The organism is Sphingobacterium sp. Lzh-3 (genome assembly GCF_046764375.1).
Lineage (GTDB): Bacteria > Bacteroidota > Bacteroidia > Sphingobacteriales > Sphingobacteriaceae > Sphingobacterium.
The window spans coordinates 4,784,697-4,808,107 of sequence record NZ_CP177226.1 but is presented as its reverse complement, the minus strand read 5'-3'; the positions used below and the strand labels follow the sequence as shown (position 1 = coordinate 4,808,107).

Annotated in this window: 13 protein-coding genes and 1 riboswitch; of the genes, 12 read left to right on the top strand and 1 reads right to left on the bottom strand. The window is 45.9% G+C overall.

Annotated features, from left to right (window positions below):
• Positions 1–11 precede the first annotated feature (11 nt).
• The 12 genes from ACLCDV_RS20240 (at position 12) to ACLCDV_RS20185 (ending at position 22,769) form a co-directional block, all read left to right on the top strand.
• Positions 12–1,910: a RagB/SusD family nutrient uptake outer membrane protein gene (locus ACLCDV_RS20240; RefSeq protein ID WP_411972096.1), complete on the top strand. Its 1,899-nt coding sequence runs from the start codon at positions 12–14 to the stop codon at positions 1,908–1,910.
• 25 nt (positions 1,911–1,935) lie between these two features.
• The gene (locus tag ACLCDV_RS20235; protein WP_411972095.1) at positions 1,936–3,123 is read left to right on the top strand and encodes a DUF5000 domain-containing lipoprotein; all 1,188 of its coding nucleotides are present in this window, start codon (positions 1,936–1,938) and stop codon (positions 3,121–3,123) included.
• A 20-nt stretch (positions 3,124–3,143) separates the two neighbouring features.
• Entirely contained in the window at positions 3,144–4,322 is a 1,179-nt protein-coding gene (locus tag ACLCDV_RS20230) for a DUF4998 domain-containing protein (protein WP_336835526.1), read from the top strand.
• 11 nt (positions 4,323–4,333) lie between these two features.
• Positions 4,334–6,355: an alpha-galactosidase gene (locus ACLCDV_RS20225; protein WP_411972094.1), complete on the top strand. Its 2,022-nt coding sequence runs from the start codon at positions 4,334–4,336 to the stop codon at positions 6,353–6,355.
• A 13-nt stretch (positions 6,356–6,368) separates the two neighbouring features.
• Positions 6,369–7,409, top strand: coding sequence for a GntR family transcriptional regulator (locus ACLCDV_RS20220; RefSeq protein ID WP_411972093.1), 1,041 nt, complete (start codon positions 6,369–6,371; stop codon positions 7,407–7,409).
• Positions 7,410–7,427: 18 nt separating this feature from the next.
• Entirely contained in the window at positions 7,428–9,023 is a 1,596-nt protein-coding gene (locus tag ACLCDV_RS20215) for a solute:sodium symporter family transporter (RefSeq protein ID WP_333574399.1), read from the top strand.
• Positions 9,024–9,057: 34 nt separating this feature from the next.
• A complete protein-coding gene (locus ACLCDV_RS20210) occupies positions 9,058–11,286 on the top strand; it encodes a glycosyl hydrolase family 95 catalytic domain-containing protein (protein ID WP_411972092.1) in 2,229 nt (742 codons plus the stop codon).
• 12 nt (positions 11,287–11,298) lie between these two features.
• Positions 11,299–13,497, top strand: a complete 2,199-nt coding sequence (locus tag ACLCDV_RS20205) for an alpha-galactosidase (RefSeq protein ID WP_411972091.1) — start codon at positions 11,299–11,301, stop codon at positions 13,495–13,497.
• 96 nt (positions 13,498–13,593) lie between these two features.
• Complete coding sequence (locus ACLCDV_RS20200; RefSeq protein WP_411972090.1) at positions 13,594–15,579, top strand: sialate O-acetylesterase; 1,986 nt, start codon at positions 13,594–13,596, stop codon at positions 15,577–15,579.
• 6 nt (positions 15,580–15,585) lie between these two features.
• Positions 15,586–17,937 carry a glycosyl hydrolase family 95 catalytic domain-containing protein gene (locus tag ACLCDV_RS20195; RefSeq protein ID WP_411972089.1) on the top strand — a complete coding sequence of 784 codons (2,352 nt, stop codon included), beginning with the start codon at positions 15,586–15,588 and terminating at the stop codon, positions 17,935–17,937.
• A gap of 111 nt (positions 17,938–18,048) precedes the next feature.
• On the top strand, positions 18,049–21,246 hold the full coding sequence (locus ACLCDV_RS20190; protein ID WP_411972088.1) for a SusC/RagA family TonB-linked outer membrane protein: 3,198 nt from the start codon (positions 18,049–18,051) through the stop codon (positions 21,244–21,246).
• Between the two features lie 5 nt (positions 21,247–21,251).
• Positions 21,252–22,769, top strand: a complete 1,518-nt coding sequence (locus tag ACLCDV_RS20185; RefSeq protein WP_411972087.1) for a RagB/SusD family nutrient uptake outer membrane protein — start codon at positions 21,252–21,254, stop codon at positions 22,767–22,769.
• 98 nt (positions 22,770–22,867) lie between these two features.
• On the opposite strand, the gene ACLCDV_RS20180 is transcribed toward ACLCDV_RS20185, so the two are convergent.
• Positions 22,868–23,131 carry a 5-oxoprolinase gene (locus ACLCDV_RS20180; RefSeq protein ID WP_070567048.1) on the bottom strand — a complete coding sequence of 88 codons (264 nt, stop codon included), beginning with the start codon at positions 23,129–23,131 and terminating at the stop codon, positions 22,868–22,870.
• A 67-nt stretch (positions 23,132–23,198) separates the two neighbouring features.
• Positions 23,199–23,292: riboswitch (SAM-I-IV-variant riboswitch) on the bottom strand.
• Between the last annotated feature and the right edge of the window lie 119 nt (positions 23,293–23,411).

Sequence of the window (23,411 nt, the reverse complement as noted above, 5' to 3'; positions counted from 1 at the left end):
AACAATGTATCATGAAAAAGTTAACTGTATTTAAATCGATTGTGGTATCAGGTCTATTGTTTTTTCAATCCTGCAACTATTTGGATGTCGTACCCGACAATGCCCCCACAATAGATAATGCCTTTACCATGCGCAGTGAAGCCATTAAATATTTGGCAACCTGCTATTCTTATTTGCCCAATGATGGCGAACCGACAATAAATCCCGCTTTTATGGCAGGAGATGAGTTCTGGCTGGATTACCCAACGCGGAGTATCAACGGGACAAACTGGAACATCGCCCGTGGCAATCAAAGTGTCACTAATCCTTATGTTAATTATTGGGACGGATATATGTTCAATGCCATTCGCGACTGTAATATCTTTTTGGAAAATATTCAAAATCCCGAAAAGGTACGTGATATGACGCAAGACGAACGTACCACCTGGGAGGGTGAGGTATTGTTCTTAAAAGCCTATTATCATTTTATGCTGATGCGTCATTATGGCCCTATTCCCATTATGGATGTCAACGTTCCTGTCACAGCACCAATTGAGGAGACGCAGGTAAAGCGTCAGCCGATAGACCAAGTGGTTGATTATATCGTGAAGGTACTCGATGAGGCCGCAAGTAAGCTGCCAAGTGCGGTGCAGTCGCCAGTAACTGATCTGGGGCATATCACAAAACCAATTGCTTTAGGTATCAAGGCAAAAGTCCTATTATATGCTGCAAGCCCATTATTCAATGGTAATACGGATTATGCAACCTTCAAAAATGTGGACGACACCTTATTTTTTAATCAGAGCTTCCAAGCCGAGAAATGGCGTAAAGCAGCACAGGCTGCAAAAGAAGCAATTGCTGCCTGCGAGGAGCTGGGCATGAATCTATACGAATTTCCAACACCGGTACGCCCACTGTCCAATACCACAATGATTCAGATGAGCATTCGTAACGCTGTGACGGAAAAATGGAACCGCGAGATCATCTGGGGGAATTCAAATTCGCGGACATGGCAGTTGCAGTACTCGTCCATGGCGCACATCGATCCGAATAATGCCGGCAATAACAGCGTCAACGGTACCTTGGCCCCGACAATCAAAATCATTGAACAGTTTTATACGAAAAACGGGGTGCCGATGGATGAAGACAAAACCCTTGATTTTAGCAATAAAAATCAATTACGTGCCGGAACGCATGAGGAACGCTTCAACAACATCGAAAATTACCGAACAGCGCGTTTGCATTTTGACCGTGAAAATCGTTTTTACGCCAATGTGGGCTTTGACGGTGGGGTTTGGTACATGGAAAATAGCCCTAGTCAGACGGACGAAAATACCTGGACAACACAACTTCGTTTAGGCTTATTTGGCAGTGGTGTTTCCGTGCCGATCACAACCTATTACCCAAAGAAGCTGGTCAATTGGAAATTTGCCTTTAAGGATGGAAACAGCTCGCATATCGAAGAATATCCTTGGCCTATGCTACGGCTTGCCGACCTGTATCTGATGTATGCCGAAGCGCTGAACGAAAGTGAAGGACCGACAGCCGATGTATTCCTCTATCTCGATAAGATTCGCAAGCGCGCCGGTCTGGAAGGGGTGAAAGAGTCCTGGTCAAAGTATGCTTTCAATAGCGCCAAACCGACGACAAAAGAAGGACTCCGTGCTATCATACAACGCGAACGTAATATTGAGATGAGCTTTGAAGGTTCCCGCTTTTGGGATTTGAGACGCTGGAAGCTTGCCGCGCAGGAACTCAACAAAAATATCACGGGCTGGGATCGCAATCAGGATAAAGACCATCCGGAGCTTTTTTACCAGGAACAGACCTTCTATCAACAACGATTCGTGGCACCAAGAGACTATTTTTGGCCGATTAAAGAAAGTGATCTATTGGTCAACCCTAATTTGGTACAAAATCCGGGTTGGTAATTAGCGTATTAAATTGAAGAAAATCATGAAAAAACGAATATATCGCAATAGTATCTATGTCATGGCTGGCCTGCTGTTTTTACTGCTCGGCTGTAAAGAGGAAAAAGGCTGGACCTTAATGGAAGACGACCAGACCAAACCGGGAGTGGTACAGCATCCCTCCGTCGTAAATGGCTATGGACAGGCAACCATACATTACAGCCTTCCGGAGAATGACAACATACTCTATGTCAAAGCCGAATACGTGATGGCGAGCGGCGCCACCCGTGTTGTCAAATCATCGACTTACACCAATGAGATCTTAATTGATGGATTCCCCGATACCAGACCGCAAACTGTTAAACTGTATGCGGTAAGCAAAGCTGAGGTTGTGTCGGATCCCGTAGATGTCATTGTTGAACCCAAGACGCCGATCTTTAATTTGGTGTTTGGAGAAATGAAAGTAACAGCTGCCTTTGGTGGTATCCGCATTACCTCAACCAATAAGGAAAAAGGTAATGTGGTCATCGTACCGATGGTAGACTCGCTCAACAATGGCGAATACCTACCCTTAGATAACTACTATGGACAGGATTCCATCATCTTATATAATGTCCGTGGATTGAAATCCAAAGAAATGAAGTTCGCATTTTATGTCCGCGATCGCTGGTTAAATAAGTCTGATACGCTGTACACTTCGATTACGCCATTGGAGGAAAATCTGTTTAACCGGCAATTGTTTACACCCTTACGCTTGCCAGGGGACGCGCAAATTCTCTATGGCTCCATGGACAATCTATGGGATGGTAATCTCAATACGTCTAAATGGCCAAGTTTCTATACTGTGGAGAATGCCGGTGTGCCGCAATCGGTCACTTTCTCGATCGGTAGAGAAGCAAAACTAAGCCGCGTGGTGATCTTTCCGAGACGGGAAAACGGCTTCTACGATAAGGGCAATTTACGCGATTTTGAGATCTGGGGAAGCAATACGCCGAATTTGGATGGCTCTTGGGAGTCCTGGACCAAATTGGCTACCTGCACGGTACGTAAACCATCGGGAACACCGTCGGGAACAAATACCAATGCAGATGAAGTGTATGGTACCTCTGGCTGGTCATTCGATCTACCGGAAGATGCTCCGAAATACAAATACCTGCGCATTCGCAATCTGCGCAATTGGCGGGGTAGTTATTTTATGCAGATTAACCAGATTCAGGTATGGGGCGTTTATTAATCAATTTAAAAAGCAAAGTTATGAAAAGATATATCGTATTGCTGTCCTTGTTTATCGTGGCGCTGTTGGCGGCTTGTTCCAAAATGGACGAGTTTACCGAGCATACCGACGGGAAAGCAATTATCTACCCGGCAAAGCTCGATTCGATTAGAGTTCGTTCGGGAAAATACCGTATACAAGTAGAAGGCGTCTATAGAGCCTCCTCGGGTGTTTCTGAGCTGCGTATCTATTGGAACAGTAAGCAGGATTCGATGAAAATACCGGTCAAACTGACGGGTAAGGTGGATACCGTACGTTATTTAATCGACAAACTCCCTGAAGGGCCCATAAATTTAGAAATTCGTAGTGTGGATGCCGCAGGGCGCTTTTCCGTTCCGACCTATGTGGTGGGGAACGTATATGGCGATCGTTATCGCGAAGGACTTTACCAACGTGTGGTACTCGAACAGAATTTTATTGCTGGACAGCAACTGCAATTGGGTTTGCAAAATGTATCGGAAACCATGGGCTTTGATGGACTGCGTATCGCGTATAGAAATTGGGATGGTGGTACCACAGATACCGTGGTGCGTACTAAAAATCAGGATGAAAAGATTGGCCTTCAACGCTATCTTCCTGGTGCCGAAGTTTCGTATCGTACCGTGTTCAGACCCGATAGTTCGGCCATCGATACCTTTATGGTCAAATCGACCAAATTGGCTGTGAAAAAAGACAACATTACACCTTGGTACCTCCAGAATTACAAAACACCATTTACAGCGACGGTCTATGACGGTAATCGCTGGGGAGTTTTGGACAACTGGATGACAAACGCCGCCATGAAAAACCATAACGGTTACGGTGGTTTTGGATCGGACGATGGCGGCGTGGTCAACATAGAAGCAGGCTGGGGAGCTCCGGCTATCGTAAATGGTAAAATAGAGCAAAAAGTAACCTTATTACCCGGTAAGTATCGTTTTTTTTGTAACTTATCCTGGACAAATTATGATCAACCGCCAGCAAAACTGGTTGTTAGCAAAGCAAACAGTGGAATTCCAGATCTTGAGCAGATTCAACAGGCAATGGCCCATGCTGATGTTAAATCAGATGGCGTTTATTTTGAAATCAAAGAAAAGGTTACGGTCAATATGGGAATGCTGGTCAATTTTCAACCTGACCATTACATGAAGATCAACGCTTTTCAAATCAATTTACAATAATATCAAGCAGAATGAAGACAGTTATTTTCGCGCTAAGTTTTATGCTATGTACCTTCATGTTATGCGCACAGCCTTTTCAGGTCAAGAAAAATGGCCTAACGTTGACCTATAACAAACACGATGGAACATATTCACTAAGTAAAGATCAAGTCGCCTATATCCAACAAGCAAGTGCCTATCTGGCACTTGCTAATGGACAAAAAATTAGTACTGATAAACTGAAAGGAACCCGCAGCGTCACAGAAAAGCCTATTCAGGACAATTTGGGCAAAGGCATACAGTATACCATTTCGGTTAAAACCCAACAGGGCATCACATTGCTGCAGCATTTTTATTGCTACGACACAATAGATGGTGTCATCCTTGAACTGGAAGTTAGGGGTAAAAATATAGCCAGCAATGAACTTGTGCCGATCTGGTCAAATGCGTCGGTTGCCGGCCTGGGAAAATCCTTGTACCAACTGGCTGTTCCTTTTGATAACGACACGTTTATTTCGTATGAAAACAATGTCCTTGCAAGGAATAGTAAGCGCAGCGCCGAAGTCGGTGTTGTATACGATAAGGACAGCGGAAAAGGGCTGTTGATTGGTTCATTGGATCAATCCGTCTGGAAATCGGGTATCGCGATCGAAGGAGATCAGGGGCAATATACCCACCTGGCAGCGCAGGCCGGATTTACGGATGTAACTATCACACGTGATTCCATGGCGCACGGGACGGTGAAGGGGGATGTCATTCGTTCCCCAAAATACCTCGTGTCTTACGGCAAGGATTGGCGCATTGGGCTCGAAAACTATGCTAAAATCCACCGGAAACTATCGCCGGCCTATGTGAAATCTTGGCAAGGTGCCACACCTGTCGGCTGGAACAGCTGGGGCGTGATACAGGAAAAACTTAATTTTCAGAATGCCACAGGTACAGCAGACTATTTCGCAAAAGATATTCCTTATTTCCGCAACGCAGATGGCGAGGCATTTATAGATCTTGACTCTTTTTGGGATAATATGACGCCCGGAGGTATGTCAGGTGACTACACGCAGCTGAAGCAATTTGTTCGCTATTGTGATTCTTTGGGCCTCAAGCCCGGCGTCTATTGGGCTCCTTTTACAGACTGGGGGCATGGAAGTGGCCCCGACCGCAAGGCGGAGGGAAGTCAGTTTACCTTTGGTCAGCTTTGGACCAAAACCCAGAAAGGCTACCACAATTTAGATGGTGGTCGGGCTCTTGACCCGACACATCCCGGTACGTTGGCCCGTATGGATGTGATCTTAGGCAAATTGGTCGACTGTGGCTTCCAAATGATCAAGGTCGATTTCCTCTCTCATGCGGCAATCGAATCCACAGGTTTTTACGATAAAAAAATTCAGACAGGTATGCAGGCGTATGCTGTGGGGATGAAACATCTCGTCGACGTGCTGCAGGGTAAAATGTTGATCTATGCCGCAATTTCGCCGTCTTTGGCAACTGCCCAATTTGCACACATGCGCAGAATAGCCTGCGACGCCTGGAAGACGATCGATCAAACTCAATATACGCTAAACAGCGTTAGTTACGGCTGGTGGCAAACCTATCTCTACGATTTTATCGATGCCGACCACCTGGTCTTTCACGATGAAAGCCCTGAAGTCAATAAGGCAAGATTGCTTTCCGGTGTGGTAACAGGGACCATTATTCTTGGCGACGACCTGTCGAAAAAAGAAAACTGGCAGCCAAAGATGAATCAATATCTGCAGGATCCCGAAATTCTAAAAATTATAGCCGACGGTAAAAGCTTCCGTCCGGCCGGATTTGTAGAAGGAAAAGCAGCAAATACGTATTATTACAAAAAAATTGGAACAACGCTGTATGTGGCCGTATTTAATTACAATACAGCCCCGGCAACAATAAACATAGATTTTAAACAGATTGGGCTGGAGCCAAATACAACCTATAAGGCGGTGGAACTGTTTGAAAAAACAGCGCAGGAATTTACTGCTAAAAATCCCATTGCCTTTGAGCAAGCAGGAGCAAAATTGCTTAAGATTGCTCTTTAGTTAATAATATTATATGAAGATAACCAAAGAAGAACAGTTTAAGGCGTTGATCGATCGGATCAAACGATTGGAAGCTTTAAATGGGCTTTCGAAACATGAATGTATCGTACAGGGCGTGTTGGATGCCATTGATGCCAATGAACTGGAGGTGCACGCCAGTTTGCCTTCTGTCAATAACTTGATCCAATACCTGGGCTATGCACGCGAAACCTTTGCCAAAGCTTACCGTGACCTGATTGCTCATGGTGTGGTGGAATCCAAAAATAGAAAAGGATATTTTGTAGTCAGTAATAACACGCAGTTGAAACAGAAAGTTGCCGTCTTGTTATATGCTTACGATACTTTTCAGGATACCTTGGTATCCGAATTGCGGGCCAATCTTCCGGAGGAAGTGACGGTCGATCTTTTTTTCCATCACAACAATATGGAAACCTTTGAGGATATTTTCAATCGGATTCAGGGACGCTATACGGTATATATTGTTGCTCCGATTGAAAATGCCGATTCTGAGCGTTTATTGCGAAATATTCCTGTGTCAAAACTATTGATTATCGACCGGCTGATGGATTTGGGTGCGGAATATTCTTATGTTTCTCAGGAATTTGAAGCAGCCACCTATGCTGTATTCCAGCAACTACAACCAAAGATCAAAAAGTATAAAGAAGTGATCTTCTATTTTAGGGAAAATACAGCCGAACCCAATGAAATCAAAAATGCTTTCTTACGCTTTCTGAAAGACCATAAGATAAAAGGACGTATCGAAAAGCAGTATCATGTAGGTGATCTAAAAAAGGGGAAACTGTATTTTACCATTCATAATCCGGAACTCTATCAGATGTTAAAAGAGGTGCTGCAAAAGGGCTGGACCTTGGGCGAGGATCTGGGGATTTTATCGCATAATGATGATGTCATCAAAGAGATTATCAGCGGTGGTATTACCACGTTTTCGACAAGTTTTGCACGTATCGGATCGGAAGCAGCCAAGTTTGTGCTCGAAAGAACATTAATTCGGGAAGTGGTGCCGACAACATTGGCAGATCGCGGCTCTGTCTAAAATAGGGAAGTTTATAAAATGATAGTTTTTAGTTTTTGTCTTTTTACCGGTTTGGTCGCTTTGGGATCCTTATGGAAGTTTAAAACCAACTATTCCAATACCTTAAATGGCTTTTTCCTTGCCGGAAAGAGCAATAGTTTTTGGATGGTAGGCTCGGCTTTGCTATTAACCAACCTGAGCGCCAACCAGTTTATCGGTGAAAATGAATCGGTCTATATCAACAACCTGTCGGTCATCGGCTGGGGGGTGAGCTCGGTGGTCGCGATGCTCCTGGTTTCGGAATTTCTGCTGCCTATCTATTTTAAACATGGTTTTCGGACGGTGCCGGACTTCCTTGCACTGCGGTTTGATCCGAAAACTAAAATGTTGGTGTCTATCCTGATTCTGATCGGATACATCGTCAACTTATTGCCACCGGTATTATACGGTGGTGCACTAAGCCTAGCTACAATGTTTGATGTGCCCGGACTGCTGCACATCAGTTATTGGCAGAGTATCTGGATACTGGTCTGGGCCCTCGGTATCATCGGGAGCTTATACAGCATTTTGGGCGGATTGAAGTTGATCTCCCTGTCTGACCTCGGTTTGGGCCTCTGTCTGTTTTTGCTCGCACTATTGATTCCGATTTTTGCCTTTTGGTATTTGGGGAATGGTGACATCTGGACGGGGGTACTCCAGTTATTTCACGATAAAAAAGAACATCTCAATGCCGTCGGTGGAAAGCATGATGCGGTTCCATTTTCGACTTTATTTACCGGCATGCTGCTGATCAATTTTTACTATTGGGGGATGGAACCCTATATCGCACAACAGGCATTGAGCGCCAAAAATCTAAAGGAAGCACAAAAAGGAATGACTTTGGCTGCGGGAGGCAAACTTCTGATGCCATTATTGATCAATTTACCTGGCCTTCTGGCGGTACACTTATTGCCGCATGTGCAGCCTACAGCTTCTGTTTTTCCGAAACTCATTGTCCTAATTTTTCCGGATGTATTGATTGGATTTTCCTTGGCACTGGTCTTTGGTGCGGCAATGACTACCTATACTGCTGGCCTTCAGAGCTGTGGCAGCTTATTTGTTTTTAATATTTATAAACCTTACCTGGAACGTAGAAACAGAACGCTCAGTGAAAGGGAGCTGGTCAAAAAAGGAAAACTGTTCGAATTGATCATCTCTATCTCGGCCATGTTTATTGCACCTTTTATCCTCTTTGCCCATGACGGATTTTATACGTACCTCCAAACCGTATCGGGGCTGTTCAATATGCCCATTTTCACCATTATGATCTTGGGAATTCTATCGCGTCGCGTTACGCCAAGGATGGCACAAATCGGCCTGTTCCTGTACATGGTCAGCTACTTCGTTCTGGTGTTTGTCTGGAAGACAGAGCTACACTATCTGCACTTGTTCGCACTATTGTTTATCGCTGTAGCACTGGTCATCTGGGGGGGAAGTAAACTGAGCCAGCCAAACTATCTCTCGGCGTATCAGTTTGAGTTTTCGGGCCAGGACAAAGAAGCTTATTGGAAGGGAAGGTACCGGATTGGCGCTTTTCTCATCCTTTTGATGATTGTCATCTACCTTGTTTTTTCACCCTTGGGCATTGCCCAATAAAATTGTATAAACCACTATGTTGATGCACACAAAAATGAAATACGTTCTCTTAACACTCTTGATCATTTGTTTTGGCACTTCCCAGGCCCAACGGTATTATCTCTGGGATGATCGACCTGCCAAAGATTGGATGACCGAAGCATACCCGATCGGAAATGGACGAATAGGAGCCATGATCTTTGCGGGCGTAAATCAGGAACATATCCAATTTAATGAAAATAGCCTCTGGACAGGTGATGAACAGGAGACAGGTGCCTATCAGGCTTTTGGTGATCTTTTTGTTCGTTTTGACTCCGATAGTAATAAATCCTTTACCGCCTATAGCCGGAAATTGAATTTGGATAAGGGCTTACATGAAATAGCCTATCAGCAGGATGGACAGCAAATCAACCGCCGGTATTTTGCAAGTCAGCCCGATCAGGTCATGGTATTTGACTATGCAAATAGTAAAAAAGGGAAACTCAATGCCCAGATCGCACTTCGGGATGCACATGGGCAGGTGGTGCAGGCAGAAGATGCTCACCTGTGGTTTCAGGGAACGCTCGACAATGGCATGCGGTATGCCGCACAGGTACGCGTACAGGTCGTCGGTGGTTCACTTTCCAAAACGACAGATGAAAAAGGACAGGCTGTCCTTACCGTAAAATCTGCCGATCGACTTATTCTGCTGCTGAGTGCCGCAACAGATTATGCCAATACACGGGCTACCAACTGGAAGTCGGCCGAAGAACCGATGCAGGTCAATGAACGTTATCTGCAGCAAGCGGAAAAATATGGCGTAAATAAGCTCCTGGCACGGCACGTTGCAGATTATACAGCGCTGTTTAACCGCGTGGCGCTTGATCTCGACCATAGCCAGCTGGACGCTAAGCAAACAACAAAAGCGCTGTTGGAAGCCTATAAAAAACAGCCGATCCCGGCTCTGGAAGCATTAGTATATCAATATGGACGTTATCTGCTGATCAGTTCCTCACGGAAAGGCGGTTTGCCTGCAAATTTGCAAGGGCTTTGGAATAACAGTAACAATCCACCATGGCGCTCAGATTACCATTCCAATATCAATGTACAGATGAACTATTGGCCTGCAGAAGTCGCTAATCTGGGTGAATCGGCCTGGCCTTACCTCGATTATATCAATAGCATGCGTGAGGTGAAAAAAATAAATACACAAAAGGAATTTCCGGGCGTAAGGGGCTGGACCGTAAAGACCGAAAATAATATCTTCGGTGGGGAGAGCTTCCTTTGGAACACCCCCGGAAGTGCCTGGTATGCTCAGGCGCTCTGGGAGCATTATGCCTTTAACAAGGACGAGAAATACCTGCGCGAATTTGCGTATCCGATTTTAAAAGAAATAAGTGAGTTTTGGGATGATCGTCTGGTTCGAAGACCGGATGGAACTGTGGTGGCGCCAAAGGGCTGGTCGCCGGAACATGGCCCCACAGAGGATGCCGTGAGCTATGACCACCAGATTATTTACGATCTTTTTAACAACTACATCCAGGCGAGCACAGTTTTAAATATGGACGCCGATTACCGTAAGCATATCGCGGCTCTTCGCGATGCGCTGCTCAAACCCAAAATCGGTAAATGGGGACAGTTGCAGGAGTGGGAAACGGATCGTGATGATCCACAGGACAAGCATCGCCATGTCTCGCATCTGTTTGGCCTGTACCCCGGTAACCAGTTCTCTGTTTTAAAAACACCGGAACTGGCCAAAGCTGCACGAGTTACCCTCACCGCGCGAGGCGACGAATCCACCGGTTGGTCCATGGCCTGGAAGGTGGCTTTTTGGGCCCGCTTGCAGGATGGGAATCACGCCTATAAAATCCTAACTAATTTCATTAACCTCGTTGGCGGCGATGGTATTGATTACAACAATGGCGGTGGCGTTTACGCCAACTTGCTCTGCGCGCATCCACCTTTTCAGATTGATGGCAACCTGGGTTATGTGGCTGCGGTGAGTGAAATGTTGCTGCAGTCGCAAACGGATGTGCTGGAATTACTTCCTGCACTGCCTCATCGCTGGTCGGCCGGAACAGTGAAAGGACTCAAAGCCCGGGGCAATGTACACATCGACAAGATGGAATGGAGCAACAGCAGCATTAGACAGCTTATTCTTTCATCGCCGCAAGATCAAACGATTCAGGTGTTAAGTCCTTCGCCATTGGCAGGTCTAAGCCCACAGCAGGAAATCAATGGTAAATACCTTTATAAGATTCAATTAAAAGCAAACAAAACAGTCAAGTTCGTTAACAAATCCTAAATCTATTTATATATGCCAACCCATCATTTTAAACATGTTGTACTCGGGCTTTTGATGACCCAGGGGCTTGTCCATCTGGAGGCACAGGCGCAGTCCAAACAGATTCCTATTGAAACCAGATCGAATGCCTTAGTGTTGGAGTACGATTCCACGAAAACACTGAAAATGCTTTATTACGGTGAAAAATTGAGTGATTCTAAAGAGTACTCGACCATTGCAAGCGGTTATAGGCAATTGACAGATTATAGTGGCCTCTCCAATGCGGCGTATACCCCCTCAGGTTCAAAAAACCTATTGGAACCAGCCATCAGTGTCGTTCATGCCGATGGTAACCGTTCCCTGGACCTGCGCTATGAAAAGCATGCGGTGAAAAACCTGGATGCCAATGTCAAACAGCTTGATATCACCCTAAAAGATCCGGTATACGATATTTATGTCGTTTTACACTACAAATCGTTTTTGAATGAGGATATCATTGAGCAGTGGGCAACGATCCAGAATAAGGAAAAGAAAGTCGTCACGCTGGAAAAATTTGCTTCGGCCAATCTGACCCTACGCTCCAACGCGTATTGGCTACGGCAGTACCATGGCGACTGGGCAAAAGAAATGCAGGTGGACGAGGCTCCGTTAACACATGGCATCAAAGTGCTGGACAGTAAGCTCGGAACACGCGCGAATTTATTCCAGCCACCTTCCTTTATGGTGTCTCTGGGCAAGGCGGCATCCGAAGATGAAGGAACAGTACTGATGGCAAGCCTCGGGTATAGTGGAAATTTTAAGGTGGATTTTGAAGTGGATTACCTCAATAACCTGCGTATCATTGCCGGAATAAATAACTATGCTTCCAATGTAAAATTAGCCAGCAACCAGGAGTTTACAACACCCAAATTGATTTATACCTTGTCGACAAAGGGAAAAGGCACCGCCTCCCGAAATCTGCACAATTGGGCCCGAAAATATCAGCTGCTGGATGGAAATGGCGAACGTCTGACTTTACTCAACAATTGGGAGGCGACCTACTTTGATTTTAATGAACAAAAATTAAAAGGTTTGCTTCAGGATACCAAAAAACTAGGCGTAGATCTATTTTTATTGGATGACGGCTGGTTTGGAAATAAATATCCGCGTAACAGCGATCACTCCAGTCTAGGAGATTGGCAACCGAACCGGACAAAACTACCCAATGGTATCGCAACACTTGTCGAAGAAGCGACTAAGCAGGGCGTTAAATTCGGTATCTGGGTAGAACCCGAAATGGTTAGCCCCAAATCCGAACTCTACGAGCAACATCCGGATTGGGTTGTCAAACAGCCACAACGTGAAGAACATTATTTCCGTAATCAGTTGATCCTGGATCTGACAAATCCCAAGGTGCAGGATTTTGTTTTCCAGATTCTGGACGACCTGTTTACTAAAAATCCGGCATTGGCCTATATCAAATGGGATTGTAATGCGGTCATTTACAATGCGCATTCCGCATTTCTAAAAGACCAGGGTGCTTTCTATGTTTCTTATGTGGAAGGCCTTTATAAAGTGCTGGAGCGCATTCGTTCGAAGTATCCGAAAGTGCCGATGATGTTGTGTTCGGGCGGTGGTGGTCGTGTGGACTATGCGGCACTACGGTACTTTACCGAATTTTGGCCTTCGGACAATACAGACCCTCTGGAGCGTATTTTTATGCAGTACGAGTATTCGTACTTTTTCCCGGAAATCAGCACCTCCAACCATGTGACAGACTGGGGAAAACAGTCCCTCAAATTCCGTACGGATGTAGCCATGATGGGTAAACTGGGTTTTGATATTGTGGTGAGCCACCTGAAAGAACAGGATCTGTTATTCTGCCAGCAGGCGGTAAAGAATTACGACGCGCTTAAAGGAACAATATGGCACGGGGAGCAGTATCGTCTGGCCGATCCACGTGAAGGTGACTTCGCCGCCCTCAGCTACGTGAATAACCAAAAAACCGAGGCTGTCATCTTCAACTACCTGGTCAATAACCGCTATGGTGTCGGTACAACCGATCCTGTCCGTTTAAAAGGACTGGATGCCCAAAAGCAATACCGGGTGGAGGAGATCAATCTGTATCCGGGAACCAAGTCGAGCTTAGGCCAGGGACAAACCTATTCGGGCGACTACCTGATGAAAGTTGGCGTAAATCCAGACCTGAATAGCAACCGTCCCAGTGTTTTACTAAAAATATCGGCACTTTAAAAAATAACTGTGGTACATCCGAAGCTCCGACGCTAACAGCCCGGACTTCGGATGCGCCAAATGTATAAACCCAATTGAGCAAAAAACTCAAAAATCATGATAAAACCTAAACAGTATAAACGGACTTTGCTGGCGTTGCTACTCAGCGTTGCCAGTGGATTTTCTACCCTACAGGCCAAAGTACAGCTGCCGGCCTTTATTGGCGACAATATGGTGCTGCAGCAGAAAGAAAAGGTCAAGATCTGGGGAACCAGTACCGCAGTCGGCAAGGAACTTAGCGTAAACACCAGCTGGAACAATAAGAGCTATCAGGTTGAGGTCGATCAGCAGGGAGGCTGGCAAGTCTATCTGGAGACACCGAAATACGGTGGGCCCTACCAAATTACCATCAACGATGGTGATCAATTGATCCTAAAAAATATTCTGATCGGTGAAGTCTGGTTTTGTTCAGGACAGTCAAATATGGAAATGCCTCTGGCGGGTTGGGGTAAGATCAATAACTTTGAGCAGGAAATCAAAGCAGCCAACTTTCCCAATATTCGTATTTTGCAGATTCCAAAAGCAACGGCCAATCAACCTACCACAGCAGTGAAGGTGGAGTCCGGAGGATGGAATCCAGTGACGCCACAAAGTATTCCGGAGTTTTCGGCGACAGCCTATTTTTTTGCGCGCGAGATCTACGAGAAAACAGGCATTCCCATTGGCCTAATCCATTCCTCCTGGGGTGGAACAATTATTGAAGCCTGGATGAGCCGGGAGGCACTTTCACCTTTTTCAACCTATACGGCGGCCATTGAAAAAATTCAACGTCCGGATGCACAGGAAATCTATGCGAAAGATCTGGCCGAATGGAATCGCGTCGCCGAACAGCAGGATCAGGTGAAGAAAGCAACGCAAGGCGAGTGGTTTGCGCCACAATTGGATAAAAGCAGCTGGTCTACGATTACTATTCCGAGCTTTTTTGACAAGAACCTATTTCCGGGAATGGATGGTGTCGTTTATTTTGGCAAAGACGTTGAACTACCGGCACATTGGCAAGGTAAACCTCTTAAGTTGATTTTGGGAGCGATTGATGACAACGATATCACTTATGTCAATGGTACAAAAGTGGGTGAAACTGTCGGTTACGACCAGATTCGGAACTATACTGTTCCTGCAACGGCCAACAACGGCAGCCTATTGCATATCGCCGTTCGCGTATTTGACGGAGCCGGCGATGGTGGAATATATGGCGGTACAGAACAGCCACGACTGGAAGGGCCAAATGGCGAACAGCTATCTCTCGTTGGAGACTGGAAATGCAAAGTTGGTTATGATCTGGCGAAGCTGCCCGCAAAACCTAATGCGATGGAGGGGCCCAACAGGCCTACTGTGCTTTACAATGCCATGGTTAAGCCTTTTGTGGATTTTAAGATAAAAGGCACCATTTGGTACCAGGGTGAAAGTAACGCAGATTCAAAAGACGCTCCTTATCAGCAACTGCTGCCCGCACTGATTCAGGACTGGCGCCAGCAGTGGAACAATGAAAAGATGCCTTTTTATTTTGTTCAACTGGCCAACTTTAAAGCGAAAAGTGTAACACCGCAGCCTTCTTCCTGGGCGAGATTACGGGAAGCGCAGCGCCAAACACTCAAATTGCCTTATACAGGTATGGCTGTTATAACGGATATCGGCGATGCACAGGATATTCATCCGAAAAACAAGCAGGATGTCGGTAGAAGACTTGGCTGGATCGCAACAGCGCAGCTCTATGGCAAGAAGATCCCTTATTCGGGCCCTGTTCTTCAGCGTTGGACGACAAAAGCAGCAGAAATGGAACTTAGCTTTAACCCCATGGGCAAAAAGCTGGTGCTGAAAGGAGCGGATAACCGCAACAGTAGTTTCACAATTGCTGGTGCCGATCAGGTCTTTTATCCTGCAGAAGTCAAACAGGTCGGAAATAAGCTGATCGTATCTGCCAAAGAAGTACCGTCGCCCGTCGCAGTGCGCTACGGCTGGGCCGATAACCCGGACCTGACTTTATACAACGAAGCCGGGATACCCGGATCTCCCTTCCGAACCGATGACTGGACAAAAAACTAAAACCACATGAGTAGATCATCAAAAATAAACAATCGGAAAGGTCAGTTACTCTGCACGCTTGTGGTTTTCTTTCTTTCGGGCAACTTATTTGGGCAGGTGCAGGGCGGCAAACTTTGGTACCGGCAGCCGGCAAAACAATGGGAGGAGACCCTGCCCCTGGGCAATGGAAAAATTGGCATGATGCCTGACGGTGGATTGAAGAATGACCATATTGTGCTCAATGATATCACCCTATGGTCAGGAAGCCCTCAGGATGCCAATAATTATGAGGCCAGCAGGTATTTGGATAGTATTCGAAATCTGATCAAAAGTGGGAAAAACGACCTTGCTCAGCGTCTGATCGACCAGCATTTTATCTGCAAAGGCCCCGGATCGGGCGGTAAGCAATGGGGCTGTTATCAAGTGCTCGGCAATCTGATGCTTGCCTTTGACGGACAAACGGATCTCAACGCAGTGCAGAACTATCGCCGGGAACTGGATCTCGATAAGGCGATGGTAAAAACAAGCTATGAGCTCAAAGGCGTCAGGTATAGCCGCGAATATTGGACAAGCTTTGCTGATGACCTGGGCGTTATTCGTTTACAGAGCAGCAAAAAAGGCCAGCTAAGCCTGGAAATCAAGATTGACCGTCCCGAAAGGGCTACGGCCAAGACCGAGGATGGCGAGCTTGTTTTGGTAGGACAATTGGACAACGGTGTGGACGGTAAAGGAATGCAGTTTAAAACACGTGTCCGCGCGCAGATAAAAGGCGGGAAACAGCTTTTAAAAGGACAATCTATTGTTATTCAACAGGCTGACGAAGTGCTGATTTACGTGGCAACAGATACTGATTTTAAAGGTAAGGATTTTGAGCGTACCACAGCTGAAACGCTAACAAAGGCGTTGAAAAAATCCTATAGCCAGCAGTATGCCGAACATCTGCGAAACTATTTGGCCATGTTCAACCGTTTGTCGCTCCGATTGGGGCAGTCGAAAGATGACCTACCGACCGATGAGCGTTTGGTGGCCTTTGGTAAAGAACCGGATCAGGATCCAGGGCTGGCAGCGCTATTCTATCAGTATGGTCGTTACCTTAGTATCAGCAGTACGCGCTTAGGCTTGCTACCACCAAACTTACAGGGCTTATGGGCAAATCAGATTCAGACACCCTGGAATGGGGACTACCACCTGGATATCAATGTGCAGATGAACCATTGGCACCTCGGGGCGGCCAATTTGGGCGAGCTCAATGAACCCTTGGTAGGTCTTGTGGAAGGTCTTATGGCCCCGGGGGCAAAGACCGCGAAAGCATACTATAATGCACCGGGCTGGGTAGCCCATGTGATCACCAATGTATGGGGCTATACCGAACCCGGAGAGTCTGCTTCCTGGGGAATTGCCAATGCGGGCTCGGGCTGGCTCTGCAATAACCTTTGGGAACATTACCTCTATACCGAAGATATAGCCTATCTACGACGCATATACCCGATTCTCTACGGAGCAGCACAGTTTTACTCCAGTGCCCTGACCGAACACCCAACCAAGGGCTGGCTATTGACTTCGCCCTCTGTATCTCCCGAAAATTCCTTCAAGCTCCCCAATGGGCAGCAGGCAAACGTCACGATGGGACCAACGATAGATAGTCAGATCGTACGTGAATTATTTGGAAATATCATCCATGCAGCGGGATTATTGGGCAAACAATCCGATCCTTTTTTAACGAAGGTTGAAGCGCAGCTTAAACGCTTAGCTCCGGCGGTACAGATTGCCAAAGATGGCCGCATCATGGAATGGATTGAAGATTATGAAGAGGTGGATCCGCAGCATCGGCATATCTCACATCTGTACGGTTTGTATCCCGGTTATCTGATTCGTTATGATGAACATCCAGACTGGCAGCTTGCCGCTAAAAAAAGCCTAGATGTGCGGGGGGATGATGGACCGAGTTGGGCCATTGCCCATAAACTACTCTTTTGGACCAGATTACATGAAGGTGAGCGGGCTTATAAATTATTTCGGCAACTCATGACCCCACGTGTCGATACACATATCAATTATGGCGCCGGTGGTGGTGTTTACGCCAATTTGTTAACAGCAGGCCCCCCATTTCAGATCGATGGTAATTTTGGTGGAGCAGCTGGTATTGCCGAGATGCTGGTGCAGTCCCATCAGGATACGGTGTATCTTCTACCGGCGGTGCCTCAAGCCTGGAGGAAAGAAGGCCGGGTGAGGGGCATGCGCATCAAGGGAAATCACACGCTAGATATGGAATGGAAAGATGGTAAGATACTGAACTATCAGATTTATTCACCCAAATCACAACAACTTAACGTATGTATAGATCATAACTGGATCGCCTATCGTACAAAAGAAAAATAACAAAACATAGCGTCCTCAACCGAATTGGAACATGCAATTTTTTGCATGATAGGGGATGCTTTGTGCCAAAAATTTCAAAATAAAAGCACCTTATAAACAAAAAAAGTAAATATGAAAACAGAAAAGACAAGACAATGGCCTTTGATCAAGGGCCTGTCCTTCGGTCCTGAGGCCAGTATAATGGCACTCTGTCTTTCGATAGCTGTACCCTACACGGGCTCCGCTGCATCTCTAAGAACGACAGACCGTCGTTTTGCCCCAACAGAAAAAGGCCTTTCTGCCGTCCTCGATGGGATAGGTCAACAGCGCACAATAAAAGGAAAAGTGCTGGATAATACAGGGCGCCCGCTACCCGGCGTGACAGTACGGGTCAAAAATGCAACGCAGGAAACGCAAACGGATCCGCAGGGGCAATTCGAACTCAGCCTGACAGGCGGAACTGCCGTACTGACGTTCTCTTCTTTGGGATTTGAAACCAGGGAAATGGCTGTTGCTGCCAATGAGGGAACCGTGAATGTGCAGCTGAACGACGCTTCGTCGAGTTTGGAAGAGGTTGTTGTGGTCGGTTACGGTACACAAAAGAAAGTTAATCTAACCGGTGCCGTGGCTACAGTGAGTGGCAAAGATATGATCAAACGGCCCGTTGTCAATACAGCTTCCATGCTGCAGGGGGCAGTGCCGGGTGTTCAGATCAATCAAGGGTCAGGAGAACCGGGCAATGAAGGCGTTTCCATCCGCATTCGTGGTAAGGGTACCTTTAGCGGCGCCGGGTCGGATCCCCTGGTGCTCATTGATGGTGTGCAGGGAAAATTCTCCGACGTCAATCCCAATGATATCGAAAATGTCAGTGTGCTGAAAGATGCCGCCTCCGCAGCAATCTACGGCTCGCGTGCAGCCAATGGCGTTATTCTGATCACGACGAAACAAGGGAAATCGGGAAAGACAACCGTTCAGTATGACGGAAATGTGGGTATCTATAAGCCTACGAAAATGTTTGATCTGATCACCAATTCGGCGCAGTATATGGAATTATATAACGAAGCGCGTAAGAATTCCAATCTCAACGATGGCCTATATCCCGCCGATGTGATCGCTGCCTATCGCAACAGCAACGATCCTGTAAAATATCCAAATACGGACTGGCTGGGGCTTATTTTCCAAACAAAACCGACGTATACCCATAATCTCGGTATCCAGGGCGGAAACGAGAAGACAACCTTTAACGTTGGTTTGGGCTACGTCAATCAGGATGGAATGATCAAAGGTTTTAACTATGACCGTTATTCCGCCCGCCTCAATCTGACGACCAAAATCTCGGAAGGTATTAAATTCGGAACAAATATCTTGCTCAAAACAGGGCATACCGAATCTATCCCGGGCGGATCCAAAGACCTCTTCCTGTCGGCCATGTCGCAGGCACCAACTTATGGCCCATTTTTGCCGGATGGTAGCGGACGTTACACGTACAAAGCTTACGACTGGGAGTACAACAATAAAAATCCTATGGCCGTATTGGATCGGAAATTCACGTACAATACCGACGACTATGCGGCTAATTTACAAGCCTGGATGGAGGTACAGCTGTTTAAGGGGCTTTCCTGGTACACCAAAGGGGCCTATAATTTCAATATGGACAAGTACAAGGATTATAAATCAACGTTGGATGAATATTATTACCATACGGGCACGCTCGGAACAACATTGGATCTTGGAAAGGGCCTTACGGATCAGGATCAACAAACAATATACACCAATTTATTTACTTACCTGAACTATGATCGCGCGTTTGGCGCACACCACCTCAAAGCGCAGGCCGGATATAGCATTGAAAAAAGTAAGTATACCTACCTTCAGGGCTTCAGACAGAATTTTGTCGACGATACACTAACAGAATTAAATGCGGGGGGATCGGATATTCAACGGGCAAACGGAACCGCCAACCAATGGGCGCTGATCTCGTATTTCGGCCGGTTGAACTATGATTATCAAGGGAAATACCTCTTGGAAGCCAATATGCGTTACGACGGTAGTTCCAAGTTTTACGGTAAAAACCGTTGGGCAGCCTTTCCTTCTTTCTCTGCAGGCTGGCGTGTATCGGAAGAATCGTTTGTCAAGGAATTCGCTTCCGGTTGGTTGGATAATTTGAAGATCCGTGGATCTTGGGGGCAACTTGGAAACCAGAATGTGGTGGATGTGAATGGCTATTCCTTAAATTATCCATACCAGCCTGTATTGGGACTTACAGGTAATTATTCATTTGATAACAATAGTCTGCAATCGGGGGTGGCACAGCAAAGACTGACCAACCCACTGATCAAATGGGAAACAACAACCATGACAGATGTTGGGGTAGATTTAAGCCTGTTCAAAAATTTGGATATTACTTTCGATTGGTATAAGAAACGGACAACCGACATCTTACGCCCTTCGCAGATCACGGCAATCGTAGGATTGGGCGCCCCAAATATCAATGACGGTATCGTTGAAAATAAAGGTGTTGAATTAGGAATTACCTATCGCAATCAGCTTACCACGGGCGCATTGGAAGGTTTACGCTATCAGCTAGGGGCAAACCTCGATCGTTTCAAAAACAAGCTGGTCAAATTTGGAGAACCTGAAATCGGAGGCTATACGATCAAAAAAAATGGCTATGCAATGGACAGCTTTTATACCTACGAAGTCATTGGCATATTCCAGTCAGAAGCAGAAGTAACAGGTTCGCCTAAGCAGTTTAATGATAATACACTGCCCGGCGATCTGAAGTATCGGGACGTCAATGGGGACGGAAAAATAGATGCCAACGACAGAACAATGATAGCCGGTGTGGATCCAAAGCTGAACTATAGTTTTAATCTAAGTGCTAGTTTTAAAGGTTTTGACTTTTCGGCCCTATTACAAGGGGTATATGGCGTCAAATCCTATGTTTCGGGCTGGGGTGTAACCCCATTTGTACAGGGTAGCCCGCCGACAAAAGACTGGTTAGACCGTTGGACTCCTGAAAATCCTTCGACAACGATGCCCCGTATTTATTGGGGTTGGAGTGCTCCGGAGAAATTCAGCCGTGCTTCCAGCTATTTTATTCAGGATGCCTCATACTTCAGGTTGAAAAATCTTGTGTTCGGATACACTTTACCTGAAGGGCTCTTGAAAAAATATAAAATTGACCGCCTAAGGGTTTATTTTTCGGGTGATAACCTGCTTACTGCGACCAAATTTAAGGGCTTGGACCCTGAACGCTATGGAAATGGTGATCTGGTACAGTATCCACAAAACAAGATTTATTCATTTGGTGTACAAGTTAACTTTTAAGTGCTATGAAAAAGAAATTTATAACAGCGTTGATGCTATCCGGCCTATTTTTAGCTTCCTGTAACAGTGCCTTGGACCTCAACCCTTTGGATCAGATTGCTTCGGACAATTATTTTAGCAAAAAATCGGATTTTGATAATGCTTTGGCCGGTGTATATGCCTCGTTGCAGAGTGAAGCCTTTTCTTTTGGGATGCCTTTCCGGGATTGTCTGACCGACAATGGCTACAATCAGTTCAATTCGGGTAGCGTCAATGAAATCGTCGGTGGGAACTTAAATCCGACCACCGGGGGCTACGAAACCGGTATTTATAACGATGCTTATGTAGGTATAGGACGTGCCAATCGCCTGATCGAAAAGCTTCATGGCTACAATGGCGCCGATATGAACGATGGGGAGAAAAAAAATATGGAAGCCGAAGCCCGCTTTATTCGTGCTTTTGTGTATTTCCAATTGTACAGTATCTATGGTGAAGTGCCACTTGTACTGACTCCCCTCAGTTTGGAGAATCAACGTCAGCCAAAGGAAACTGCGGAGAATATTCTAAAACAGATTCGGGCCGATCTGGATTTCGGGATCGCCAACTTAGCGGCTAAACCTTATTTCAACAATGGGGGGCATGCGACCGCAAGTTCTGCAAAAGCCTTGAAAGCACGGGTTTTACTGTTTGCGGCTTATGGTGACAAAGGGGTGCCCGATTTAGCAATTCTGAAAGAGGTAAAAGATTTATGCACCGATGTCATGAAAGAGTATACCCTGAGTACGGCTTTTGAAAATGTCTTTCGCGATGCAACACAGAAGAATAATACTGAGATTATCTTTTCGGTCAATTTTCTGGCACCGAATAATACAGCCCCCTGGGACATGTACCTCGGCGATTGGATAGCAGCTTCACCGTTGCAAAACCTCGTGGATACCTATGAATGCAAAGATGGTCTGCCTTATGGTGAATCACCTTTGACTGACCGAGCCAATCCCTTCAAAGATAGGGATCCGCGCTTGAGCAAAACAATTTTCGTGGATCATCCCGACTTTGGCGGCGGTAAGATCCATACACCGTCCAATCCGCGGCCTACAGGTTATGGGGTGCTGAAATTTTTGGATCCGGCCAACTTACCTTTTGGCTTTTCAACATTGAGCCAACAGGATGCTGTTGTACTGCGGTTTGGAGAGGTGTTATTGATGTATGCCGAAGCACAAAATGAAATCGCCGGACCAGATCAATCGGTTTACGATGCTATGAATACATTGAGGAGCCGCGTTCAGATGCCCGGGTTCCCTGCCGGTTATACCAAGGAAAAAATGCGCGATCGTATCCGCCACGAAAGAAGGGTTGAACTTGCTTTCGAAGGACTGCGGCATTACGACTTGATTCGTTGGCATATCGCAGGCGAAGTACTCAATGCGGTCAAAGACAGTAAAGTGCCCTATCATTTTGAAGACAAATTTTACCGCTGGCCATTACCACAAACAGAAATTGAGAAAAGCGCAGGTGTGTTAATTCAGAATCCAAACTATAAATAATAAGATTATTGCCTTCTTTTAAATCGGCAATTTACTAAACCAACCACAGCAGCGCGCACGAAGTCCTTTCGATGCGCGCTTTTTTTTGCCGATAAAGATTATTGTAAAGGAATCAGGACATTCTGTTCCAAGCGTACAGGGACATGCTTCACCGAGGTAAAACCGTCTTCCTTGGAAATGATGTTGGAAAGATCCAGTCCTCTTTTGGAGAACGTACTGATCAAAGCTGTTCTAAAGGTTGCCTTGGCTGAACCCCAGCCTTGTCCCAAAATGGTGTCATTGTTGAGCTGGATCAGTTCATCTGTTGAGTAATAACTGAATTTTTCCAGTAAGTGTTGGTAAAGATTTGTTGTAGTAGCCATACAATTTAAAAATTTAAAAGATTAAACCATAAACTGTATCCAGATCTTGTTGGGGAAAATAATCGTTCTGTGACGTTTATTTTGGTCGAAACCCGTATTAATTTACCACCGCGGTGCCTGCACTCGGTTGGTATTGCATCATGCAATTCTGAATACTCTACAAATATAGTAGATTATTTTTTATAATAAAAAATATTTTTGTTTTTAAGGGTAAATGAACTTTAGCAACAGGAATAGGGCGGTCAAAAGCGAGGCGCATTGTTGGCTGTGATTTGGTTAT

What these genes read in the sequence shown, in the direction of transcription:
- ACLCDV_RS20240 (WP_411972096.1), top strand. Translation starts at nt 12, where the DNA reads ATGAAAAAGTTAACTGTATTTAAATCGATTGTGGTATCAGGTCTATTG.
- ACLCDV_RS20235 (WP_411972095.1), top strand. Translation starts at nt 1,936, where the DNA reads ATGAAAAAACGAATATATCGCAATAGTATCTATGTCATGGCTGGCCTG.
- ACLCDV_RS20230 (WP_336835526.1), top strand. Translation starts at nt 3,144, where the DNA reads ATGAAAAGATATATCGTATTGCTGTCCTTGTTTATCGTGGCGCTGTTG.
- ACLCDV_RS20225 (WP_411972094.1), top strand. Translation starts at nt 4,334, where the DNA reads ATGAAGACAGTTATTTTCGCGCTAAGTTTTATGCTATGTACCTTCATG.
- ACLCDV_RS20220 (WP_411972093.1), top strand. Translation starts at nt 6,369, where the DNA reads ATGAAGATAACCAAAGAAGAACAGTTTAAGGCGTTGATCGATCGGATC.
- ACLCDV_RS20215 (WP_333574399.1), top strand. Translation starts at nt 7,428, where the DNA reads ATGATAGTTTTTAGTTTTTGTCTTTTTACCGGTTTGGTCGCTTTGGGA.
- ACLCDV_RS20210 (WP_411972092.1), top strand. Translation starts at nt 9,058, where the DNA reads ATGAAATACGTTCTCTTAACACTCTTGATCATTTGTTTTGGCACTTCC.
- ACLCDV_RS20205 (WP_411972091.1), top strand. Translation starts at nt 11,299, where the DNA reads ATGCCAACCCATCATTTTAAACATGTTGTACTCGGGCTTTTGATGACC.
- ACLCDV_RS20200 (WP_411972090.1), top strand. Translation starts at nt 13,594, where the DNA reads ATGATAAAACCTAAACAGTATAAACGGACTTTGCTGGCGTTGCTACTC.
- ACLCDV_RS20195 (WP_411972089.1), top strand. Translation starts at nt 15,586, where the DNA reads ATGAGTAGATCATCAAAAATAAACAATCGGAAAGGTCAGTTACTCTGC.
- ACLCDV_RS20190 (WP_411972088.1), top strand. Translation starts at nt 18,049, where the DNA reads ATGAAAACAGAAAAGACAAGACAATGGCCTTTGATCAAGGGCCTGTCC.
- ACLCDV_RS20185 (WP_411972087.1), top strand. Translation starts at nt 21,252, where the DNA reads ATGAAAAAGAAATTTATAACAGCGTTGATGCTATCCGGCCTATTTTTA.
- ACLCDV_RS20180 (WP_070567048.1), bottom strand. Translation starts at nt 23,131, where the DNA reads ATGGCTACTACAACAAATCTTTACCAACACTTACTGGAAAAATTCAGT.